Consider the following 21,337-nt stretch of genomic DNA (forward strand, 5'->3'; position numbering starts at 1 on the left):
CAGATGTTTCGTTGTGAGGATGATTACAGGGATTTTTTCCAGCTATTATCAGTGGGAATTGAGGGGCCGCGGATTTCCGGCGCGGAAAAAAAGGCGCTCAGGCAATATCCCCCTTCGGGAATAATCCTTTTTGAGAGGAATGTGGAGAATGCCGGGCAACTCCGCGAGCTTGTTCTGGAATTGAGGGATATAATTATTGAATCTTCAGGTTTTGCTCCTTTGATAATGGCAGACCATGAAGGAGGACGGATATCGGTACTTGCCTCCGCCCTTGGAGTTCCACCCTCACAGATGGCTGTTGCAGAGGCAAAAAGCGTAAAAAAGAGAAGAGATGTTTACAGGGAAACATCCCGGTTGGTGAAATCATGCGGGGTTAACGTTATTCTTTCTCCGCTGGCTGATATCAATTCAAATCATCTAAACCCGGTTATAGGTACAAGAGCTTTCGGGAGCGATTGCGGGGAAGTCTCAGAACTTGTCTCTCTAGCCGTAGAAACCTACAGAAAAGAAGGTCTTCTGACATGTCTTAAACATTTCCCGGGACACGGCTCAACCTCTGAAGATTCTCATCTTACGCTTCCTGTTGCCCCTATTACGCTGGATGAATTTAAGGAGAGAGAAGTCCTGCCGTTTATATCCGGTATTAAAGCCGGCGCGGATATGATTATGACGGCTCATATTAAACCGCGGGACCGCGTTCTGCCCGCTTCGATGGATCCGGCAGCCGTAAGATATCTGCTCAGGGAGGAGCTTTCCTTCGAAGGGGTGATCATTACAGACGCTCTCGAGATGAGCGGGGCTTCGCTGTTGCCGGCCGGCGAGGATAACCGCGGAGATTTAAGGAGTTTGGCTGGGCGGGCTTTGACTGCCGGAAATGATATCCTCCTTTTTTCAAGGCCAGTTTGTGAAATTGTTGATGAGATGGAGAATGCGTTTGCCGGATATTCTCTTGAAGATACCTTTGCGGGCGGTTGTTTTAGAAAAATACATTCTGAGGCCGCGCCAAGGATCATAAAACTGAGAAAAAGATTTATTGATTTTGCTCCGAAGATGCGGCCGTCTCTCTCTGAAACAGATCCTTTAGATACTGCTGTTGAAATGGAAAAGAGCCACGCGCCGGATTACAGGTCTTCAGCGTACCTTGCTATTGCTGAAGATTCTGTGCGTGTAATGCGTGATCCGGACTCTCTTCTGCCCCTAAGACCGGATTATTTTAACGCCTGCACTTTCTTCGGCGGAAGAAGTGATTTTTCAGGGTCAGCCGTAAAATTATTTATTTTAAATCTTGTGGAAGGCGCCCTGGAGTCATCTTCCAAGAGTAATCCCCCGCGGGATAACGCGCTTCGCGGAGTTAGAAAAGCTGTTGAGCGGTTAAACAGGCTGCCTTTAGAAGATGACCTCTTACAAGTTGATATTCCACCTTTACCTGAGGGTGAAAAGGGGTCTTTCTTCGAGCTTAGCTATAACGCCGCGGGGAAGAGAAATAGTAAAGTTCTCTTCTTACTTTGCAGGAAACCAGTTTCTGAAGATACCATCAGGGCGATTAGTTCAGAATCAGATGTTGTGGTTGTTTCCGACTGGCCATACGCGGCTGACCTTTTATCCGGTGATAAAACCGTTATTGTCACACGCGGCATTTTCCCCGCCGCTTCAACAATTGTTAACAGAATCTTATACGAAGGCGGGGATTCTGAATCTCATTAGATAGCTTTTTTCAATTGACTTTAAAGATTTGCTGTATTATAAATAGGAAGAAGGATCGGCCTAAACCGGTTCTTCTTTGGAATATACTGAATATCTATCAAAGCGGATTATTTAAATGGGGTCGTAGTTCAGTTTGGTTAGAACGCCGGCCTGTCACGCCGGAGGTCGCGAGTTCGAGTCTCGTCGGCCCCGTTTTTATAAACCTGCAGGAGGTCTGAATTGTCATACCCCCCGCGATAGATAAAAAAATTGATAGAATATAGTAATAGAGAAGCGGGGAATATATTCCCCGCTTCTCTATTTATGTTCCGAAATGTAATTTGGTTTAATTTCTTTGTTTTATTATCTACCGCTGTTTCTGCGGGGTTTTGCTTCATCTACTTTTAGTGCTCTTCCATCAATTTCTTTGCCGTTCAATTCAGCTATTGCCTTCTCTGCTTCTTCATCATTTTCCATTTCTACGAATCCGAATCCCCTAGAACGGTCGGTAAACTTATCCCTGATAACTTTGGCCGAAGTTACTTCTCCAAATTCAGCGAAAAGTTCGTTAAGGTCTTCATTACCAGTTGAAAACGGAAGGTTGCCCACATAAATATTCTTTGACATTATTTTGTTTCCTTTCTTTATCGTCAATTAGCGGCTTAGTGAATTAATTAATATAGTATGATTAAATATACTACGGTCGAATGTTATCGATTCACCTCGCTTCGTTTTTACCAGTGCAGTGAAATACAAGGCAACATGATCTATGAAGCCGCTACGGGCAAAAGCTCGAGCTTGGGCCTATGTCGTTCTGAAATTCCCAGAAGAGAAAAGGCTAAAAACGAACTTTAACTACATTTCATCAGCAATGGTATTTATCCCTTAAGAAATTCTCCTTGAACCCTCTTTTTAAGAGAAACAATTAATCAAATTAAAGTATACATTAAATTTATTATGAATACCAGCCTTTTTTAGTGTTTTGATTGTTTGTATTATCACTTACAATGAGCGTCAAGGGGGTTAGTAAATGCCATTCTTAGAAAAGGACAGGCCGTATGATCAAAGAAATTAGAGTAAGAACTAACAGGCGGAACGAGCTGAGGGATATTACGGCTCAGATCAGCGCCGTAATAAATGAAAGTGAAATAGACGAGGGACTATGCCACATCTTCGTTCCTCACACAACTGCCGCTGTTACTATAAATGAAAAAGCGGATCCTGATGTGGCGGTGGATATTTCAGGCTCGCTCTCCAGGATTGTTCCAGCCGGATGGGATTACAAGCACGCGGAGGGAAATTCCGATTCACACATAAAATCTTCCTGCGTCGGGGCCTCTGAATTTATAATTATCAAGGATTCCAAGCCGTTATTGGGTACGTGGCAGGCAGTATTTTTCTGTGAATTTGACGGACCCAGGGCCAGAAGATGCGTAATACGTGTTTCAAAATAAATTGGCCCCGGCAGATTCAGCTACCATGGGAAGAGATCGAATGTAAAGCCGAGTGAGGCTTTTTCCTCCTGTATGAATAATGGAGATCTTTTACCTGTGTCAAAAACCAGTTCAAGGTCCGGATGATATGACTTTCGTTTTTGAGCTGGAAGGAGTTCCCGCAGAAGAAGCCTTATTCTAATCTTATGAAATTCTTCGAAGTTATCATTCATAAATGAAGGAAAAGAAGATTCCAGTGAATAAGAAAACTGTAAGGCGTAAAGCAATGTCCATGTAAAACGTGTTTTCAAAAAAGGTGTAATACTGCCGGAATTTGACTTACCCCCGATTTCACCGCCGGTTTCGTACCACGAATACCCGAAGCTCAGGTCCACGCCTTTGAAAACGCTGTAACAGAATTTATTATAATTATCAAAAAAATAATCAAGCCGGACTGTGCCCAAGGCCGAAAAACTCTGAGAAAATGATGGTATTTTGCCGCTTTCCTTCTCGGAGGTTATACGTTTGTGGTTATAGGATATTAGTAGAGAATACCTTAATTCCTTTACCCATACAGAACGCGATAATCTAATATCGAAGGTTCGCCGCCCCGACACATGAGGGTCACCGGCAGGGTGATATGTCACTTTGTCCCACTGTAGAGACGGGCATAGTTCCCATTTCTTTATTTTAAACCGCGGCTGTATATCTAGTTCCGAGGTTTCTCTGTTTTCAGAAAGTTCATATCCGTAACTAAAACGGTTAAGATTGTAGAGATTTCCGCTCTTCGAGAATGCGGGAGCTACATGGAGAGCGAAGAAAGATTTGCAAGGGCATTTTCCCTCTGCCGCATTAAAGTAGAACGGGTCGCATATAAGGTCAAAGACTATGTGATCACTTTTATTTATTCTGTAAGTTACTCTGTAGCATTTTTTCCCTTTGAGTTTTCCGGATGAAAGAATCACTGTATTCTTGTCATAATCGATCCTTACTTTTGATGGAGTAAAACCGGAGGATTTTTTGTCACTCAGATCCAGTATTGTAAAATCTGAAGGATCGGGATTTTCCGGAGTATTTATTTGTCCGTCGGAACCAGAAAATGTAAGCTCAATCCAGTAATGACCCCGGGCGAAAAAGAGTACTCCTCTAGCGGGTTTGACAGCCGCGGTTGAATTTGAAAAAGCGGCAGCTACAGATACCAGCGTATTCAGGAATGCTCTTCGCGTGGTTCTCCATAAATCAATCTTCCGCCCTTTATCATAAGCGCCGGACCGCAGAAGATGTTCACCGAATTGGACGAAGGTTTCCACCCTGTCATAATGAGAATTAATTTTTTTACTGTTAAGTCCCGTCCTGGCGGCAAGATCCTCGAATATTTCATCAAGCTGTTTTTCTCCCGCGAGGTATTGACTGTTGAAATCGCCTATTGAAAAGGGGGCAGTTATGTGGAAAAATAATTTCAGAAAATCATTTTTATCTATACCTGTTCTCTTTGTAAAACAATCGGTCAGGTCTGATCTTATTTGTATTCTTTTTTCCCGCCAGCTGAGGTCATCAATCAATCAGTTTTACCTCTCCTTAAGTAAAAAAAGATGAATGCTTATGTAATAAAAGAGAATCTCTTGCCTGAGATTACTTTAGGATAATGTAAAGAGGATGTCAATGACGATTGAGGGTTGGAGTTCCCCCAATTTTTACATGTTCTTTGTATATCCGGCTATTGGTATTGTCAAAAACGCCGTCTATTTCCCCTGCGAGGAAATAGCGTCTCCCGCTCTCAGATTCGCTCTTTCCCATTTCCTTAAAGGAAATGGGAAAACCATGCCCGCTCGTCTTCCGAGAGGGTTTTGAAATACCAATAGCCGGATAGAAACTAAATATCAATTCCACTTATCATTATGGGTAATTACGTGATAGTTATGTCATTAGTAAATATTGCCCTGATTTTTGGGGAATGTCCTGCGATTGAGTGAAGGATAAAAGTCAGCCAATTTTTTCGTTTTCAATAGAATAGAGGGTTATATAGATTTTAAATGCCGGAAAGCTTAAAATTATTTAATTTCAATATGAAGATAAAAAAATGCCGTTTGGATTTGACCTCAAACTCCTGTAAGAAATGAAAAGCGATCCTAAGGGACTCTCAACGGAGTGTAGAAGGTTACCTGAAATCAGGTGGAGGCCTTTTCCAAATAAGCGGCTCATCTCCTAGGGGAAGAGATGGGGTTTATGGTAGGAAGGAAAAGACCTCCCAATGAATCCAAACGGCAAACTCTGTTTCAAATTTATTCTAGAGGCTTTTTTTATTCAACCTCCGATATTTTTACCGATAATTTCTATTAATCCAATTTAACTTTACTAATTTTATAATGGTCCCGTCTGCTTATTCATTAAAATGATACATTATTTACACTGGAAGGTCTATAGGGGAAATACACTATTTTTTTTGAATATCGGATTCTATCAGACCTATTTTTATCGCGTATCTGACAAGTCCCGCAGTATCATGAATATCTATTCTGGTTTTTATATTTGCCCTGTGATTTTCGACTGTTTTGACACTTATATATAGATTTTCTGCGATTTCTTTGCTTGTATATCCTTCAGCTATCAATTGAAGTATTTCCATCTCCCTGTTTGTCAGCCTTCTGAATTCATCTATTTTCTTACCGGACTTGACCATTTTATTATAATTATCCAGCAGATCCCCGGGAAGCGACGGGGATAGAAATATATTGCCGTGCATAACCTTTTCTATCGCTTCAATCAGGACATCCGACGCGGTTTCTTTCAGAATATATCCTTTTGCTCCAGCCTCGAGGGCTTTATAGACATAACTTTCATCAGAATGGATAGTCAGCATCAAAACTTTAATGTCAGGATGATATTTTGTGATTTGCCGAGTAGCTTCTATTCCTCCGAGTTTGGGCAAACTTATATCCATTACAACCAGATCTGGATTTAATTCATCGGTTAGCTCAATTCCGGTTCTTCCATCCTCGGCTTCTCCGACTACATCAATTTCTTCGTCCTCGAGCAGTCTTTTTAAACCCTGCCTTAGAATCGTATGATTCTCAACCAGCAGAACCTTTAGGTTGTTGAGCATTTTTACCTCCGCGGGTATTATTACTCTAACTCTGATTGTTGTTCTATGAAGATAGTCCTGATCCCCTTAGTAATCCTATTTCACCCTTATATTAACATAATATCAAATAGAATTTCTATTCTTTTTTTTAATTATTTTGTATTTCCTCTCTTGTCCGCGGGTTTGGGTTACGCGTATAATCTTCTTTATATTCATGGTTGATTCAATGTCGTAATGTTGAAATAAAAGAGGTGCCCTGAATGATCGCTATGGAGATAGAAGAAAGAACTTGGCTGCGGTGGGTAATACTTGGCGTAATAAGTATTATTCTTTTTGGTTCATACTACGTTTATGATGTTTTCAGTCCCATAAACGACTTCATTCAGAATTCGATGGGAATAGATAATTCGACTTACGGGTTACTGGCGACATTTTATTCCCTTCCAAACCTGCTTTTTCTCGTTGTTCTGGCAGGTGTTATACTTGATAGAGCCGGAATCAGGAAAGCCGGAATTATCTTTGGACTCCTCTGTGTTATTGGTTCTTTAATTACAACCCTTGCTGCCGGAAGGTCTTTTACATGGATGCTGATAGGAAGAATGGTGTTCGGGTTTGGTTCCGAAGCTGTGATTCTGGTTGTAAACAAGGTAATAGCTAAATGGTTTAAGGGCAAGGAACTCGGATTTGCTTTCGGTATGAATATAGTCATCTGCCGTCTCGGTACGGTAGCCGCCCTGAACAGTTCGGCTCAAATCATGAACCGTTTCGGCTCTTGGCGATGGTCTGTCTGGGCCGGGACAATAGTGATGTTTCTCTCTTTTCTCGCCTTTCTTGTCTATATATATCTCGAGCGGATAAATGAAGAAAGATTGGCAAAAGTGGTTGAAGAGGAAGAGAAGTTCAAAGTCAGTGAAGTATTGAAGTTCGGGCCCTCTTTCTGGTATATATCCATTCTTTGCGTGACATTTTATTCGGCCATGTTTCCATTTCTTATTCACGCGCCAAGGCTGCTTCAGCTCCAATTTGGAATGAGCGCGGCAAAAAGCGGATTCTACACTTCACTGGCGACATGGGCTACCATTTTCTGTACGCCGCTTTTTGGACTGCTTGTGGATAAAAAGGGGTGGAGGGTCTTGATCATGATTATTGGTTCTCTGCTTCTTTTTCCCGCTCACCTGATGCTGGGGTTGACGCGTGTACATCCTGCTGTTCCGTTCCTTCTTATGGGTGTGTCTTTCTCTCTGGTTCCGGCGGCTTTATGGCCGGCAGTTCCGATTATTATACGTGAAAGGTATCTGGGTACGGCATACGGTCTTATAGGATGGGTGCAGAATATCGGACTTACTGTATTTCCATGGGTTGGGGGTTTATTAGTTGATAAAGCCGGTGGAAGTGATTATACGTATATGCAGATAATGTTTGCTTCTCTCGGGTTTGTGGGACTTTTGTTTTCGTTCCTTCTCAAGGCGTCGGACAGAAAGAATAATCTCGGGCTTGAACTACCGAGCAGAGAAGCTCAGACTGAGAAAAATTGAAATATTATTAAATTTATTGAGGGTTCGCGCCGCAATATTTCAATCCTTTAGAATACCTAACAAATCTCTTTCAATGGATTCTTGAACCGTTTCGACGATTCTGCCGATTTCTTTATCTTTTTCCATAAGGATTACGGTGGCTACAGCTTTGATGCTGTAGGATTTTCTCACCGAGTCTGACCAGCTCAGCATTTCTTCAGTAATGTTATTGGTTTTTTCAGCCCCGAAGCTTGTAACGGCCAGCATCTTGATCTTTGACAGGGGATAGCCGGCTAATTCCAGCACTTTCCAGAGTCTGGGAACCAATTGCCTTGAATCAGGGCACCAGGTACCCAGAATACATGTGATATTGATATCCTCCTTGAGGGCTTCCGCGAGTTCAGATACCAGATGCATGTCGGGTTCATATTCGTAATATTCAATATCCCATTCGGGAATATTCTTGCGAATATCCTCTATGGTAATTTCTCCAGTCAGAAATGTGCCCCACTCTCTGTCTTTCACTACTTTCAGTCCGAGTTTTGCGGGTTCTGTTTCACACTTTGCTGGCTTCTTGTCCTTTCCCCCGATAGGAGGGTACATATTGTTCCACCACTGAGGCTCCTCTTTAAGCCATTTGTCAAACCAGGCCAGGATCGCGTCCGACCACTTGATTCTCTTCTGATAATCCAGGATAAAGTGGTTTTGTCCCGCGAAGCGTATATATTCCACTTCTTTGCCTAAAAGTTTCAGGGCAGTGTACATCTGTTCACTTTCCCCGGTTGGGACATTCGTGTCGCTTTCTCCGTGAAGGAGCAACAGCGGAGTAGTTACCTTATCAGCGGAAAAGAGAGGACTCTGGTCGATATAGATCTCCGGATTGTTCCAGGGAAAACTCTCAGCGGCGGATACCGCGTTATAGGCGTATCCCCAGTATCCTTCACCCCAATAGCTGGATATCGAACTGATACCGGCGTGTGATATCGCCGCGGCGGAGGAGTGTTTTCTCCGTTCTTGTTATCGAAGCTCGGTCATAAAGCCGCCGTATCGAAGCCCCGATACATCCAAGCCTCTGGCTAGGGTCTTCCGAAACGAATGCAGCTTTTAAGGATCCGTTTCGTGCCTTCTATTATCTGACCGGATACCACCCTGCCCCAGTCATTGACGTGTGCGGTTGAGAATTCCTGTCCGAACCCGGTCGCTCCGGCGGGTTGAAGCACATAAACAATATATCCCATCGACGCCCACAGGTTCTTCGGGTATCTTCCGCCGAAGCCGCGGCTGACAGGCGATGTTCCTCCATAATAATAGACAATGCATGGATATGTTCTGTCAGAGTCAAAATCAGGAGGGTGAGTGCGACGCGGCCAGTGATCTTCTGTTCCGGTGGTTGATGTAAAATTCCATTCTTCAACACTTGTCTTTCCTGATTATGCTATACGCAGTATTGATTTTTCAGGCGGGATCGTATATCTCTTTCGACCTGTTTCTTTCAAGGTCTATCCTGTAGAGTGTCTGGTGTTTATCCGCTGACATGCCCGCGAATACCGCGACCGGTTTCTCGCTGGCTAGATCGCCCGATGAGACTACATCACCGCAGCGGGTATTGCAGCATTTGTAAACGTTCCGCTGACTGCGAGAGAATATCTGAACAGCCCGACAAGCGATTTGTCCTCGGCAACAATATATATCGATAGCGTTGTCCGATTCCGACCAGACGGTGGGCTCTCCTCACGGCGGGCTTGAATTGCTTCGTTACCGCTTTGATATCTCCTGTTTTATGGTTGAAGATATACAGCTGGCCGTCGTAATCATTCGGAATAGTATTTTCCGGAACATTCTTCCCTGTCTTTCCGAAAGACGAAGGACCTGCCGATATAAGTATTTTGTTTCCGTCAGGCGACCACATGGCGCTATTGAACCAGCGTCCTTCCCAGAGAAGATCCCTTTTTTCTTCCTTCAGGTTCACTAGAACAAGTTCTGTTTTATTATAAGGCCTTTCTGAGAGCTCTTCGTAATTACGCGTGATGAGTATTTTTTCGCCGCCGGGATGTATGCCGGCGAGACGAGAGGTGTGTTTCCCCGTTGTGATCTTCCTTCTTGTACCGTTATTGACAGACAGTAGATAGAGGAATGACCTGTGACGGCCAAAACTAGTCCGGTCATAGATGCCAAGGAGTCTCTTTACTCCGTCATCGTTCTTTTCAGCTTTCTCAGATGCTGAATAGATTATGAAATCACCTTTTGGACTCCATTTATAATTCTCGAATCTTATGATTTTTTCAGCGATTATTTTATCATCTCCGGATTCGATATCTATTAATCTTATTGATGTTTTCTTTTTGTCGGATACAGTGTAGGAAAGCGATTTTCCGTCCGGAGTCCATTGAAATCCGTTCGTACCTTCACCGCAGATTATTGTTCTTACAAGCTCTCCGTTTTCCGTCTTTCTGATTTCCAGGCTTGTTTCTCTGTCTCCATCCCGGGAAATAACCCTGCTGATCTTCAAAGCGGCAAGGTCTCCTTCAGGGGAAAGCCCGACATTGGTTATATGAGGCGAATCAAGAATGTCCGAGATAGTTATATTTCTAACGGGAGTAAGGGATAAAATCAGATTATCCGCTTGCGGCTGAGGCGTTTCTACGAAGGCGGAAAAATTCCACGGGGAAATTGTATCTCCCGGAGCGCGAACCGTTTTTACAATTATAGTGTGTTTCCCTCTCTTAAGATTTACCGTTCCTTTTTTGTAATCTTCTGTTTCACCATCCTTGCTTTCTATTATCTCTTTTCCGTCTATCATTACTTTATAGGGTGATGTCCCTTTTGTTTTGAATTGCAATTTTGTCCATCTCGGCAATTCAATGTATGAAGCCAGGTATGCGGTTTCAGGTTTGTCCGAACCGGTCAAGAGATCAATGCCCTCATTGCCGGCTTCCTCGGTCTTCCAGGAGAATTCCTCTCGGACAGGAAAAATGATCTTCTTCCCGGCTTCGGGTTTAAGCTGTCCTGCCGGGATGAAATCGTAAGACAGAAGAAATATTTCTTCTGTTTCCTCTTTACTTTCTTCATTAAATGTCGGGAAGGGGGTAGATACGGGGCCGAGAACCAGCCATTCTTTGATTTCAATACTGCTGTCTTCTTCGGCGGGAGATGACAACTCTTCAGCCCCGGCTTCGGGGATAATATATATAAAGGAAAGGACGCAGATAAACGTCAATAGGGCTATTTTAAAAGATCTCATGATTTCCTTTCGGCTGAATAATTTATTCAACAATTCAGACAATGTTATTATTTTTCCGGTAATTTTTCAAGAAGCACTTAACGTTATACTCAATAATATTTGAATAATGAATATAAAATGGCTATTTTAGAAAATATAATATATTTAGAGTGCGATAGGTTATCGAAGATAAGAGTTGTGTATAAAGATGGAGAGTTTCTATGAGAAAAATCAGTAGAGTCGTACTTACCGGTATTATTCTTTTTGCCTTCTCCGGATGCGGTGGAAGCGGGGATGACGGGCCCTCCGCCAAGTGGCATTCGGTTGAAGAAGGGTTAAGTCTCGCGGAAAATGAAGATAAGACTGTTGTAATAGATTTCTATACTTCCTGGTGCAAATGGTGTGATGTAATGGAAGAGCGCACATTTTCTGAGCAGAAAGTCGTGAAATACTTAGAAAAAAACTTTATCTGTGTCAGAGTTAACGCTGAGGACAAAGAAAATACATTTATTTACAGGGGAGATGAGTATTCCCCCCGCTCACTTGCTGGAAAATTCGGTGTCAAGGGCTACCCTTCTCTGGCATATTTAGAGAGTGACGGGGAACTGATTCAGGTTGTACCGGGGTTTATTCCTCCGGCGACTTATATTAAAGTATTAAAGTATTTCAGAGAAGGACATTATAAAAAGGACGTTTCGCTCAAGGACTTTTTAGAGGCCTGATACCCATTAAAAAATGCGGTTCTGCCCTTAGAGGAGGACATCCTGTATACAGCTGTTTAGAGCTTTCTTTTTCTTGGGCCGGTCAAAGAGTATTTTGTTTTAACTGGACAAATTAATCTTATAAAGTAAATTTGAATAGACGGCACGATTATGAAACGCTTTTCGATTCATCTTCGTAATGCTTTATTTAATATTGGTTTTTAAGTTGTAAGGGAGGTCATTGATGAGAATTGGAGTATTGACAGGTGGGGGAGATGCCCCCGGATTAAATCCAGCTATAGCCGGTGTTGTAGAGAGGGGATCAAAATATGGCTATGAAATAGTCGGGTTGAAGAGAGGTTGGGAAGCCCTTGTGGTTGAGGATACGAGCAAGTACGTGGTGAAACTGGGACCTGAAATCGTCCGTTCATACAGCCGGATTGGGGGAAGTAAACTTCAGTGCAGTAGAACAAATCCAGTGTCTGAAAAGAGAGACAGGACGCAGCAGGTAAAGAAAAACATAAAGAAACTGGGTCTCGATGTGATCATAGCAATGGGCGGAGATGACACTCTCGGAGCCGGCTCTGTTTTGAATGACAGAGGGGTTCCGGTAGTCGGAATCCCGAAGACAATAGACCGCGACCTTGCCGGAACCGAGTATTCTCTCGGTTATGACACAGCCCTTAATGTTATTTGTAATTCCGCTGAACAGATATCTCATTCCGCCAGATCTCACCAGACGATCTTCTTTCTTGAAGTTATGGGACGGCACGCGGGATGGCTGGCACTCAGAGGGGGAGAAGCGGCGTTTGCCGATGCTATTCTGATACCGGAATATTCTTTCGAAGTATCTAAGCTTATTTCAGTTATTGGAGAGAAACTTGAAAAAAGCAGAAAGATGGGCCCCGATCATATGTACAAACTGATAGTTGTGGCTGAGGGAACCCATATTGAGGGTGAAGAGGAGGTCAGGAAAGACGCCAAAGTGGATGAATTTGGTCATTACAGCCTCGGAGGAGTGGGGAATTATCTTAAAGGTCTTCTGGAACACAACTTTGATCATACGAGATATATGGCTCTCGCGTACTTGCAGCGCGGCGCTTCACCTTCCCAGAAAGACAGGCAGATTGGAAGGCGGTTCGGCAATAACGCGGTAGAGATGGTTAAAAACGGCGATATGGGGTACATGGTAGCTCTCCAGAAATCCCGTCTTGTAAAGGTTCCTATAGAAGAGATTAAAAAATCTCCCAGACTTATCGATGTCGATAAATATTATGATAAGGACAATCTTAATGTAAAGATCGAGTGGACTAGTCCGGGCAAGAAAGAAACTCTTTAACTACTCTTTCTGAAACAGGCGACTGTTTCGATGTGAGATGTTCCGGGGAACAGGTCAATGAGGTGTATTTCGGCGGCAGCATAGCCCGCTTGAATCAGCCGTGAGGTATCTCTGGCCAGAGTAGGGGGGTCGCAGGATACTATTATCAGTTCCTTCGGTTTCTGCCTTATTATTTCCTTGATGACTTTTGTTGTCATCCCTGACCTTGGAGGGTCCGAGAGGATCAGATCCGCGCCGGCGGTTTTTCTGAGTTTGTCTTCCACTCTTCCATTCTTGAAAGTAACATTCTGAATGCCGTTCAATTTTACCGCGGAAAGGGCGTTTTTATGGGCCTCTTTATCTCCCTCTATTCCAACTACTTTAGTTGATTTCTCCGCGAGAGGGAAAGTAAAAAAGCCCGCCCCGCAATACAGGTCGGTAACCCTGCGAGTTTCCTCTCCCGGCAGAGATAGAACTAACTCAATGAGTTTATCGTTCAGGAAGGTGTTTACCTGGAAAAAAGCTCCCGGTGAGACCGGGAATAAATAGCCTCCCGCTTCCATTACTATGTCAGGCGGGCTGAAAGCGCCCTCAAGGCCCCAGAAGTGTATTGCTCCGAATTTATCCATACGAACCCGCGCTTCACTCTCTGGTTTCAGTAAATCAGGACTGAGCCGGGCTATGGCTTCTCTCATTACTTCAGGTAAAAGGAGGCATCCCTTTTCCGGAAAAGGGATAACATTGTCCGTTTCCGCCATGGTGAAACCCGGTCTTCCTGATTCGTCAGTGCGGAAGATACAATGATTTCTGTATCCGAAACGTGACGGGGAAGGAGTTATGGTGCTGATATCCGCTTTGACCTTTCCTATTCTTTCGAACGTTTCGAGGACCATCTCTTTCTTGATTTCGATCTCATTCTCGTAATCGAGGTGCAGAAAATCGCATCCGCCGCATTCTCCAAAGTTAGGGCATTCGGAATCCCTTCTCAGCTTAGAAGGGGAGATTATTCTTTCAATATGTCCAAAAAGGACGCTCCCCTTTTTCTTAGACACTGAAAACTCTAGCTTGTCTCCGGGAGCCGTGTACGGGAGGAATACTGTTTTCCCTTTGTGGAAAGCTAGCCCTAGACCACCCTGTATTATTTTCTTAACTGTTGTAACGCCTTCCACAAAATCACTCCTTTTTAAGCTTTCTTCAGTTGTTTCTGAACAAATACAAGAAATATGCCGGCAGTAATGGCGGTTTTCCCTTAAATGATACATTCTGAAATTGTAAATGGAAAGATTAAAAATTATTTATTGACCCCCTTTTTAAAGAAATATTAATCAGCCGCGTACTATTACAATCAATCGAATACCTTATAGGTTATAAAAATTGGTAAAACTCCAGCTTTACCTCATCTTTTATCTTTACTATTATAATGTAATAATATTTGTTTTGAGCTTGAGGATTATTAATTGGAGAAAAAATGGAAGTAAAATTACTGGACCTTACTTTGCAGTATGAAAAGATCAGGGGCGAGATCCTCGAGGCAGTTGAGGCGGTTTTCAGCAGCCAGCAGTTTATACTCGGATCTACAGTGGAGAGGTTCGAAAAGAAGACGGCAGAGTATTGCGGCGCTGATTTCGCCGTGGGAACAGCTTCGGGGACTGATTCGATACTTCTCGCTCTTATGGCGCTTGGTATTGGCCCCGGCGATGAGGTTATTGCTACTCCATACAGTTTTTTTTCCACCGTAAGTTCCATAGTAAGAGTTGGGGCGACTCCCGTATTCGCTGATATCGATCCCCGGACATATAACATCGATCCGCAAGAAGTTGCCGGGGCTTTTACGGAAAGAACCAAAGCTGTTATCGCAGTTCACCTGTTCGGTCAGGCCGCGGAGATGAACAAGCTGAAGGAAATTGCTTCAGGGGGGAAAGCCTCCGTGATCGAGGACGCGTGTCAATCGATCGGAGCGCTTTATCACGGGAAGAGATGCGGCACGATTGGTGATATAGGTTGTTTTTCCTTCTTTCCCTCTAAGAATCTGGGTGGAGCAGGTGACGGCGGTATGGTTATAACAGATAACGGGGATATCGCCGAGAAAATAAGGGCGCTGAGGGTTCATGGAGAAGAAAAGAAGTACAGTCACAAATATGTCGGGATAAACAGCAGGCTGGACGCTATTCAAGCCGCGGTGCTGGAAGTTAAACTGAAATACCTTGAAGGGTGGAACGCGGCCAGAAGGAGTAACGCCTCTAAATACGACAAAGAGTTTTCCGGTTTAAGGGGGATAAGGCCCCCATTTGTCGAAGAGTATAACGAAAGCACATTTAATCAGTATGTCATCCGAACGCCAAAAAGGGATCAAATGCGCAGGTTCCTCAAGAAAAAGGGTATAGGTACTGCTGTTTACTATCCTATTCCCCTTAATCTGCAGGAATGTTTTCATTTTCCGGGGTGGGGTGAGGGAGTATTGCCTGAATCTGAAAGAGCTGCCGAGGAAACATTAGCCCTTCCAATTTATCCCGAGCTGAGTGATAAGAAGCAGGACTACGTTATCGAAGCGGTCAAAGAGTTTCTTGAAGAAAACTCTGTGGATGAATTCGTTTAAGCTGATTATGGGAATCGTCGCGTCCGGACAGGAAATTCAGCCGGAAGTTCATATAGATTCGAATTCAAGGCGCTTTATTTGCGCTTCTGTGTTTTAAGCAGTATTCGAATGTGATTGATCATTTTATCCAGGCCAAAACAATATAGAAATAAGAGAACAAACGATAAAAATAGTGCCGGCAGAAGGGTGCGGGATCAAGGATGGGAATAGCAGTCTCTGCCGGCTTTTATTATGTCGAATCCAGTCTTTTATTCTTAATAGAAATAACACTGACTTCGATTATTTGCTTTTTATTAGATGCAATAAGAGTACCATGTAAGTCGGGAATAAGTACATACCCCTATTAGTTTCCGCCCGCCATCCTGTGCGCGGCTCTTAGAGGTTCCGAGATTTTATATTTTGTAGTGCAGGAGAGGACAATATCTACTGAAGTTTCGATATCTATCAGGTGTCCCGGAGAAATATACAGTGGTTTTACATTGTCTCTTGTCCTTAATACATATCCGATCTTGTTCCCCCCGTTATCTAAGATCGGAGATTTATCCCCTTTTAGAGCTGGAGGGGGATTGTACTTTCCGAAGAGAGGAGATTTAGCGCAGCCGATTGTCGGAAGGTCAAGCTCAATTCCAAGATGGCTGGCGAGGCCCAGCCCGCGGGGGTGAGCTATCCCCTGTCCGTCGCATAAGATCAGATCGGGTTTCTTTCGAAGTTGGCTCCAGGCCTTTAGAATAGGCGGTATTTCCCTGAAGGAGAGAAGGCCGGGGATATATGGTATGGCGCAGTGACGGGCGCCGCCGCGGGAATCAACTAATTCTAATTCCGGATAGCTGAAAAGGGCGACCGCGGCGAACGCGGTGTTTTTCTCCGGGAAGTGAACGTCAATTCCGGCAACGAGATTGATTTTACGTCCATCCCATTTTAATATAACTCTGCTTCTTAATTTCTTCTGCAGCTTTATTCCCTCAGCGGGAACAAACTCGTCAGTGTATGAAATTATATTCTTTTTCATGTTGTCCCTCTAAGTTTTTCCCCGTAGGAGGGCAAGAGGTTTATTACTTTCCCTTTTTGCTAATTCCTGTTTAATACTATTTCATCGCCGGGAGAGGGAAAATGTACGGGAAATTTCTTCTCTTTAAGCAGATTATAGAGTTTTTCAGATTGTTCTTCCTCTCCGTGGACTATGAAAATACCCTTGATCGAGCTTTTCAGAGGTTTTACGTATTCAAGAATCTCGTCTCTATCGGCGTGGGCGCTGAATGAATTCATTATCTTTACTTCAGCTTTCAAATTATAGGGCTGGCCGAATATCTTTACCTTTTCCTCTTTTTCGGCTATGCGCCTTCCGAGAGTGTTTTTCGCCATATACCCTACGATCAGGATTGTATTCGCCGGGTTTTCAATATTGTTTTTCAGATGATGGAGTATCCTGCCTGCTTCACACATTCCCGCAGCCGATATTATGATCATGGGATTTGGATTCTCGTGGAGCGCCTTTGATTCCTGCACTTCCTTTATATATCTGATTCGGTTTGCTCCAAGAGGATCCCGTCCGGATTTGAAAGCCTCGTACATTTCTTCGTCATAACATTCGGGGTGTTTGAAGAAAACCTCTGTTAGATTAACAGCGAGAGGACTGTCCACAAAAACGGGTATCTCGGGAACGAGTTTTTCCTCGAACAGTTCGTTTAAGTAATATACTATTTCCTGTGTTCTCTCCAGAGCGAAGGAGGGGATAATTATTTTGCCTCCCCGTTTGACGGTATTCCTGATGATCTCCGCCAATATTTCTTTTGTTTTCAGGGGTGGAGAATGCAGTCTTCCCCCGTATGTGCTTTCAAGAAACATGTAGTCTATGTCCGGAGGAGTCACGGGATCATTCAGTATCGGGATATTCTTTCTTCCCAGATCCACGGCATAAGCAATACGGATGGGGCCGTTTTCATCAAAGATCTCCAGAAGCGGGGTCGATGAGCCGAGTACGTGTCCGGCGTCATAGAAAGTAACTGAGGTCTTATCCTTGATAATTATTTTCTGTTCGTAGGGATGTCCGTCGAAGTATTGAAGCGATTCTTCAGCGTCTTCCCGCGTGTAAAGCGGTTTTTTAATCGGAAGCCCTTTTCTTTTGTGAATCTTGTTCAAATATTTTATGTCTTCTTCCTGTATATGACCGCTGTCCGGGAGCATCGAGTAGCAAAGGTCGCGCGTCGCGCTTGTTGTAAGAATCCTTGACCTGAAACCGTTCTTAACGAGATTCGGAATATTTCCGCTGTGGTCTATATGAGCGTGAGAAAGTATGCAGGTATCGATTTCCGCGGGATCGAAGGGAAAATGAGAGTTTCTCTTATAATATTCCTCCCTGTGGCCCTGAAACAGCCCGCAGTCGATTAGTATTTTTGAATCCCCGCCTCTGACCATATGCATCGAACCGGTTACTGTTCTAACAGCACCCATAAATTTAATTTTGACGCTCATCTATCCTCCTTTCAGAACCTTTGTGTCGAAATAAGAAAGATTAAAAATATTCTCTCAGCCGGATTGTTACAGTAATTCTCTTTTTTTCCCTTCCTATAAGGAGTTTCAATCTCGTTCCTTCTTTCTGCCTAAACAGACGTGTAATCTCAGAGCGGTCCCCGAACAGCGATATCTTCTTTCCGTTTATACTAATAAGTCTGTCGCCTTTCTTGATCCCTTTCGCGCTCGCGGGTGAATCTGGAATAACATTGTGTATGTAAAGCGAGCCCGATGAATCCCACGCCGTTTGAAGCCCGCTTTTATCACTCGGAAAGGGTTTTGAAAAATCGGCATTTTTCTCGATGATTATTTGCTGAGATGAATAGTCCAGTGTCAATTTGAACCTTTCGAGTATATCGTTTCCAATAATACCGCTTATTTCACCGAAGGCGGCAAATCCGCTTTTCCCTCCGGCGATAAATAGCAGGGGGGAAAGGAGCTTGATCCCGGATATCTCGAGAGATTTAAACCTGGACAGATCTGCTTTTTTCTCTCCTCCCGCCCCCACTGCCGATACAGAAACAAGTTTTCTTCCTGAAAAGAGATCGTTTCTTTCAGCGAAACCGCGAAGCAGAAGGGATCTGTTAGCGCCGGTGTCGATTACAAAATTGCCTTTGAATTCTCCGTCTAGAACACCTTCCACGGAAAACACCTTGCGCGACAGCGGAGCGTCTATTATTTGTCCTTTCCCCGAGTGTTTGTACGAATCGGGTTCGAAAAAGGATATAGTCTGATCTTCGTAATTGATTTGAGTGACGAAACGGCTTAAGAAGTCGTAACCGAGAATACCGCCGGTTTCTACGTTAGAAAAACGGGTTGTAATATTCCCGAGAGGGAGGGCAATGAGGGTTTGCGCGTTGAAACTTATACCTTTGATTTTAAAGCCCGGGACGCGGGTCATATAACAGAAAGTGCTTCCGCCTATACCAGCTCCGGTTATTCTGTCTCCTATAGGAAATCCCGAGTCAGCAGCGAGAGTCGAATCGATTACTGTAATTCCCGCGCCTGAGTCCAGAAGAAAAATATGCTCTTCCTTTTTAGCGCCAAGCCGCACCGGAAGATAGATGTGCCTGCCTATGTAAGAGAAAGGAATGTTTTCGGAAGAATGCCCCTCTAAAAAACCATAGTCATTCGTTGTGCCGCTGGGAGGGATAAAAATGGATGGATTTACAGCTGGGTTGATATTGATCGAAGTTATAGTTGTTTCTATTGTCTGATTCATAACGGGGCTGTGTATGCTTGTCTTAAAGGGAAACATCATTTTGCCTGCTTGGCGATAATCATCGTATCTCTCTACGAAATATCCATTTACGGCCTCTATTATTATCTCGTCCGTAAGGTGTGTTTTTTTGTCGATATAGATCCTGCACGGATAACCTCCGTCCGGTTCAAGGGTGAGGACGTGGCATGGGCTACCGCCGGAGGATGTATCTGAGCCGCTGAATTCAATATTTTCTTCGGCGAAGAGGTATCTGTGCTGATCGATAAAACAGGAAGTAATCTGCTTTTTCATTGATGATTTATCCCTGTTATAAGTGACTTTGTCGTTTTGGTCGATCATCCAGGGTGTTTCTCCGTCGAATCCCTGAGTTATCGTAAAAAGCCCAAGGGACAACTCTGAACGGTAAAGGCAGGGTTTAACCGACCATTGTTTAATGGTCCCTTTCATGCCGGTCGGTATTATAGAAACATCTGAAGTGGAAATCGAGGATTTAACAGAACGCACAGCATCTGCACCGCCGAGCGCTTTTATGTGTTTTCTGAGTATTTTTTTAGCTGTGTCGTTATGGCGTAGCGCGGAGGAATGCGCGGTCATTGGAATAAATAGAAGAAATATTATTAACTGCAAACGGGTTATCATTTGTATCCTCGGCGGGGACTTTGCCGGAATAGAACAATTCCCTTTAAGGTTTAGCGATATTGAACCTGTGACCATTTTAATTTTAATCACCACTGATAACGATGTTGCTTATTTTAAAGGACGGAGCGGCAACGTGACTTTTCCATTCAATATTGTCCGCGACCATTTCAATATTTTTCAGCATATCGGCAAATGTGCCGGTTATAGTAAATCCGTTTACGGGATAGGTAATCTTTCCGTTCTCGATCCACAATCCTTCAGCCCCTTGAGAAAAATCGCCCGTTGACCAGTTTGCTCCCTGACCGGATAAAGAAGTTATGTAAATTCCGCTGTCTATACTGGATATTAATTCTTTTTCCGAATAATCGCCCGGAACCATATAGAAATTAGATATACCGCCGGAGTTTCCCGTTGTCGAAGAATTAAGTTTGTTTGCCTCGTAAGTATCCATAAGATAGGTCTTAAGGATACCTTTTTCCACCACGTTATTTTTTCGCGATATCACTCCTTCTCCATCGAAGGGGCGGCTTCCGATCTTTCCTCTGATAAGAGGATCGTCTATTAGAGTTATATAAGAAGGGGCTATTGTCTCGCCGACCAGGCCGGCGAGGAATGACGCTTTTTTATATATGTTATTGCCCCTGACCGCGTTTGCCAGGTACGCGATAAACCTCGATGAAGTAAAAGGGTCAAACACTATTGGAACTTTGCAGGTCTTTGGTTTTCTGCTTCCCAGCTTCCTTAAAGTACGTTTTACCGCCTCTGCCGCTGTAATCTCCACTGGATCAAGCCGCCTGAAGGAAGCAGCCGCGCTATACCAGAAAGAAGACTGTTTTCTCCCGGGAGTTTTGCCGTTTCCGTTATCTTCGGCCGCGCAGGAAAGAGATGTAACATTATAGCTCTGGTTGTAGGATTCGCAAAAGCCCAGAGAATTTGCCAAAACTCTTTTCCCGGTCACATTGGAATATGAAGATGTATCGGTTACTATCCTGGCATCCATCTTGTGGGCTGTTTCTTCCAGTTCTTTTGCTATCTTTATTTTTCTTTTAGGGGGTAATCTTAAGATTTCAGAGTCGAATATTTCCAGTTCAGATTTAGTGCTTCCCAGTTCTTTCCTGTCGGGAAGGCTGTAATACTTATCTTTTTCCGTGAATCTGCAGAGTTCAACTCCTTCTTTTATAAGTTTGCGTATACTTTCGCCGGATAAGTCATTTGAAGTCACTGAGGCCCTTTTCTTATCGACCGAAAGCAGGATCTGAATTTCACTCGAGACAGATTCTTTAAGTGTTTCAATCCGGTTGTTCCTGATGTCAACTTTGAACTCGCTTATTTCCGACAGTGCTACCTCGGCAGTTTCAGCTCCGTGTGAAAGAGCGGTCTCAACGGTAGATTCAGCGATATTTTCCATCCTTTTCATA

Annotated in this window: 17 protein-coding genes, 1 tRNA gene and 1 pseudogene; 8 read left to right on the forward strand and 11 right to left on the reverse strand. The window is 43.7% G+C overall.

What is annotated here, in order from left to right:
- Positions 1-3 precede the first annotated feature (3 nt).
- Positions 4-1,704 carry a glycoside hydrolase family 3 N-terminal domain-containing protein gene (locus tag U5O15_00970; protein MDZ7859236.1) on the forward strand — a complete coding sequence of 567 codons (1,701 nt, stop codon included), beginning with the start codon at positions 4-6 and terminating at the stop codon, positions 1,702-1,704.
- A 117-nt stretch (positions 1,705-1,821) separates the two neighbouring features.
- Positions 1,822-1,896 (forward strand) — tRNA-Asp (locus tag U5O15_00975).
- 150 nt (positions 1,897-2,046) lie between these two features.
- Here the strand turns inward: U5O15_00975 and U5O15_00980 are convergent.
- Positions 2,047-2,310 (reverse strand): RNA-binding protein, encoded by a 264-nt coding sequence (locus U5O15_00980; GenBank protein ID MDZ7859237.1) that lies wholly within the window; start codon positions 2,308-2,310, stop codon positions 2,047-2,049.
- Between the two features lie 431 nt (positions 2,311-2,741).
- Here U5O15_00980 and U5O15_00985 point away from each other — a divergent pair, with 431 nt between their 5' ends.
- Positions 2,742-3,137 carry a secondary thiamine-phosphate synthase enzyme YjbQ gene (locus U5O15_00985; GenBank protein MDZ7859238.1) on the forward strand — a complete coding sequence of 132 codons (396 nt, stop codon included), beginning with the start codon at positions 2,742-2,744 and terminating at the stop codon, positions 3,135-3,137.
- 20 nt (positions 3,138-3,157) lie between these two features.
- Here U5O15_00985 and U5O15_00990 read toward each other — a convergent pair whose 3' ends face one another.
- Entirely contained in the window at positions 3,158-4,678 is a 1,521-nt protein-coding gene (locus U5O15_00990) for a hypothetical protein (protein ID MDZ7859239.1), read from the reverse strand.
- A 100-nt stretch (positions 4,679-4,778) separates the two neighbouring features.
- Between U5O15_00990 and U5O15_00995 the strand changes: the two genes are divergently transcribed.
- Positions 4,779-4,967: a hypothetical protein gene (locus U5O15_00995; protein ID MDZ7859240.1), complete on the forward strand. Its 189-nt coding sequence runs from the start codon at positions 4,779-4,781 to the stop codon at positions 4,965-4,967.
- Between the two features lie 583 nt (positions 4,968-5,550).
- Here U5O15_00995 and U5O15_01000 read toward each other — a convergent pair.
- Positions 5,551-6,219, reverse strand: coding sequence for a response regulator transcription factor (locus U5O15_01000; protein MDZ7859241.1), 669 nt, complete (start codon positions 6,217-6,219; stop codon positions 5,551-5,553).
- Positions 6,220-6,458: 239 nt separating this feature from the next.
- On the opposite strand from U5O15_01000, the gene U5O15_01005 reads away from it, so the two are divergent.
- Entirely contained in the window at positions 6,459-7,733 is a 1,275-nt protein-coding gene (locus tag U5O15_01005; protein MDZ7859242.1) for an MFS transporter, read from the forward strand.
- 39 nt (positions 7,734-7,772) lie between these two features.
- Here the strand turns inward: U5O15_01005 and U5O15_01010 are convergent, their stop codons facing one another.
- The 3 genes from U5O15_01010 to U5O15_01020 all read right to left on the reverse strand — a co-directional run bounded on the left by U5O15_01010 (position 7,773) and on the right by U5O15_01020 (position 10,953).
- Positions 7,773-8,696 (reverse strand): prolyl oligopeptidase family serine peptidase, encoded by a 924-nt coding sequence (locus tag U5O15_01010; GenBank protein ID MDZ7859243.1) that lies wholly within the window; start codon positions 8,694-8,696, stop codon positions 7,773-7,775.
- A gap of 92 nt (positions 8,697-8,788) precedes the next feature.
- A complete protein-coding gene (locus U5O15_01015) occupies positions 8,789-8,950 on the reverse strand; it encodes a hypothetical protein (protein ID MDZ7859244.1) in 162 nt (53 codons plus the stop codon).
- 353 nt (positions 8,951-9,303) lie between these two features.
- Positions 9,304-10,953, reverse strand: coding sequence for a hypothetical protein (locus tag U5O15_01020; protein ID MDZ7859245.1), 1,650 nt, complete (start codon positions 10,951-10,953; stop codon positions 9,304-9,306).
- 200 nt (positions 10,954-11,153) lie between these two features.
- On the opposite strand from U5O15_01020, the gene U5O15_01025 reads away from it, so the two are divergent.
- Together U5O15_01025 and U5O15_01030 are read left to right on the forward strand one after the other, a co-directional pair.
- Positions 11,154-11,654 carry a DUF255 domain-containing protein gene (locus U5O15_01025; GenBank protein ID MDZ7859246.1) on the forward strand — a complete coding sequence of 167 codons (501 nt, stop codon included), beginning with the start codon at positions 11,154-11,156 and terminating at the stop codon, positions 11,652-11,654.
- A 223-nt stretch (positions 11,655-11,877) separates the two neighbouring features.
- A complete protein-coding gene (locus tag U5O15_01030; protein ID MDZ7859247.1) occupies positions 11,878-12,972 on the forward strand; it encodes an ATP-dependent 6-phosphofructokinase in 1,095 nt (364 codons plus the stop codon).
- On the opposite strand, the gene U5O15_01035 is transcribed toward U5O15_01030, so the two are convergent.
- The gene (locus U5O15_01035) at positions 12,969-14,120 is read right to left on the reverse strand and encodes a methyltransferase domain-containing protein (GenBank protein ID MDZ7859248.1); all 1,152 of its coding nucleotides are present in this window, start codon (positions 14,118-14,120) and stop codon (positions 12,969-12,971) included. The two genes, U5O15_01030 and U5O15_01035, sit on opposite strands and share 4 nt — an antisense overlap.
- 299 nt (positions 14,121-14,419) lie before the next feature.
- Here U5O15_01035 and U5O15_01040 point away from each other — a divergent pair, with 299 nt between their 5' ends.
- Positions 14,420-15,547: a DegT/DnrJ/EryC1/StrS family aminotransferase gene (locus U5O15_01040; protein MDZ7859249.1), complete on the forward strand. Its 1,128-nt coding sequence runs from the start codon at positions 14,420-14,422 to the stop codon at positions 15,545-15,547.
- A 229-nt stretch (positions 15,548-15,776) separates the two neighbouring features.
- Here the strand turns inward: U5O15_01040 and nfi are convergent.
- The 4 genes and pseudogenes from nfi to U5O15_01060 all read right to left on the reverse strand — a co-directional run bounded on the left by nfi (position 15,777) and on the right by U5O15_01060 (position 21,336).
- Positions 15,777-16,556, reverse strand: a pseudogene (gene nfi / locus U5O15_01045) (deoxyribonuclease V).
- Between the two features lie 59 nt (positions 16,557-16,615).
- Positions 16,616-18,019 carry an MBL fold metallo-hydrolase gene (locus U5O15_01050; protein MDZ7859250.1) on the reverse strand — a complete coding sequence of 468 codons (1,404 nt, stop codon included), beginning with the start codon at positions 18,017-18,019 and terminating at the stop codon, positions 16,616-16,618.
- Positions 18,020-18,059: 40 nt separating this feature from the next.
- Positions 18,060-19,919, reverse strand: a complete 1,860-nt coding sequence (locus U5O15_01055; protein ID MDZ7859251.1) for an aspartyl protease family protein — start codon at positions 19,917-19,919, stop codon at positions 18,060-18,062.
- Between the two features lie 82 nt (positions 19,920-20,001).
- Positions 20,002-21,336 carry a TldD/PmbA family protein gene (locus U5O15_01060; GenBank protein ID MDZ7859252.1) on the reverse strand — a complete coding sequence of 445 codons (1,335 nt, stop codon included), beginning with the start codon at positions 21,334-21,336 and terminating at the stop codon, positions 20,002-20,004.
- Position 21,337 lies beyond the last annotated feature (1 nt).

The organism is Candidatus Krumholzibacteriota bacterium, from assembly GCA_034520215.1.
GTDB lineage: Bacteria > Krumholzibacteriota > Krumholzibacteriia > Krumholzibacteriales > WJIX01 > JAGHBT01.

Excerpts from the sequence above, each read along its gene's own strand:
- U5O15_00970 (MDZ7859236.1), top strand. The coding sequence starts at position 4 with ATGTTTCGTTGTGAGGATGATTACAGGGATTTTTTCCAGCTATTATCA.
- U5O15_00980 (MDZ7859237.1), bottom strand. The coding sequence starts at position 2,310 with ATGTCAAAGAATATTTATGTGGGCAACCTTCCGTTTTCAACTGGTAAT.
- U5O15_00985 (MDZ7859238.1), top strand. The coding sequence starts at position 2,742 with ATGATCAAAGAAATTAGAGTAAGAACTAACAGGCGGAACGAGCTGAGG.
- U5O15_00995 (MDZ7859240.1), top strand. The coding sequence starts at position 4,779 with ATGACGATTGAGGGTTGGAGTTCCCCCAATTTTTACATGTTCTTTGTA.
- U5O15_01000 (MDZ7859241.1), bottom strand. The coding sequence starts at position 6,219 with ATGCTCAACAACCTAAAGGTTCTGCTGGTTGAGAATCATACGATTCTA.
- U5O15_01005 (MDZ7859242.1), top strand. The coding sequence starts at position 6,459 with ATGATCGCTATGGAGATAGAAGAAAGAACTTGGCTGCGGTGGGTAATA.
- U5O15_01015 (MDZ7859244.1), bottom strand. The coding sequence starts at position 8,950 with ATGGGATATATTGTTTATGTGCTTCAACCCGCCGGAGCGACCGGGTTC.
- U5O15_01020 (MDZ7859245.1), bottom strand. The coding sequence starts at position 10,953 with ATGAGATCTTTTAAAATAGCCCTATTGACGTTTATCTGCGTCCTTTCC.
- U5O15_01025 (MDZ7859246.1), top strand. The coding sequence starts at position 11,154 with ATGAGAAAAATCAGTAGAGTCGTACTTACCGGTATTATTCTTTTTGCC.
- U5O15_01030 (MDZ7859247.1), top strand. The coding sequence starts at position 11,878 with ATGAGAATTGGAGTATTGACAGGTGGGGGAGATGCCCCCGGATTAAAT.
- U5O15_01040 (MDZ7859249.1), top strand. The coding sequence starts at position 14,420 with ATGGAAGTAAAATTACTGGACCTTACTTTGCAGTATGAAAAGATCAGG.
- U5O15_01050 (MDZ7859250.1), bottom strand. The coding sequence starts at position 18,019 with ATGAGCGTCAAAATTAAATTTATGGGTGCTGTTAGAACAGTAACCGGT.
- U5O15_01055 (MDZ7859251.1), bottom strand. The coding sequence starts at position 19,919 with ATGATAACCCGTTTGCAGTTAATAATATTTCTTCTATTTATTCCAATG.
- U5O15_01060 (MDZ7859252.1), bottom strand. The coding sequence starts at position 21,336 with ATGAAAAGGATGGAAAATATCGCTGAATCTACCGTTGAGACCGCTCTT.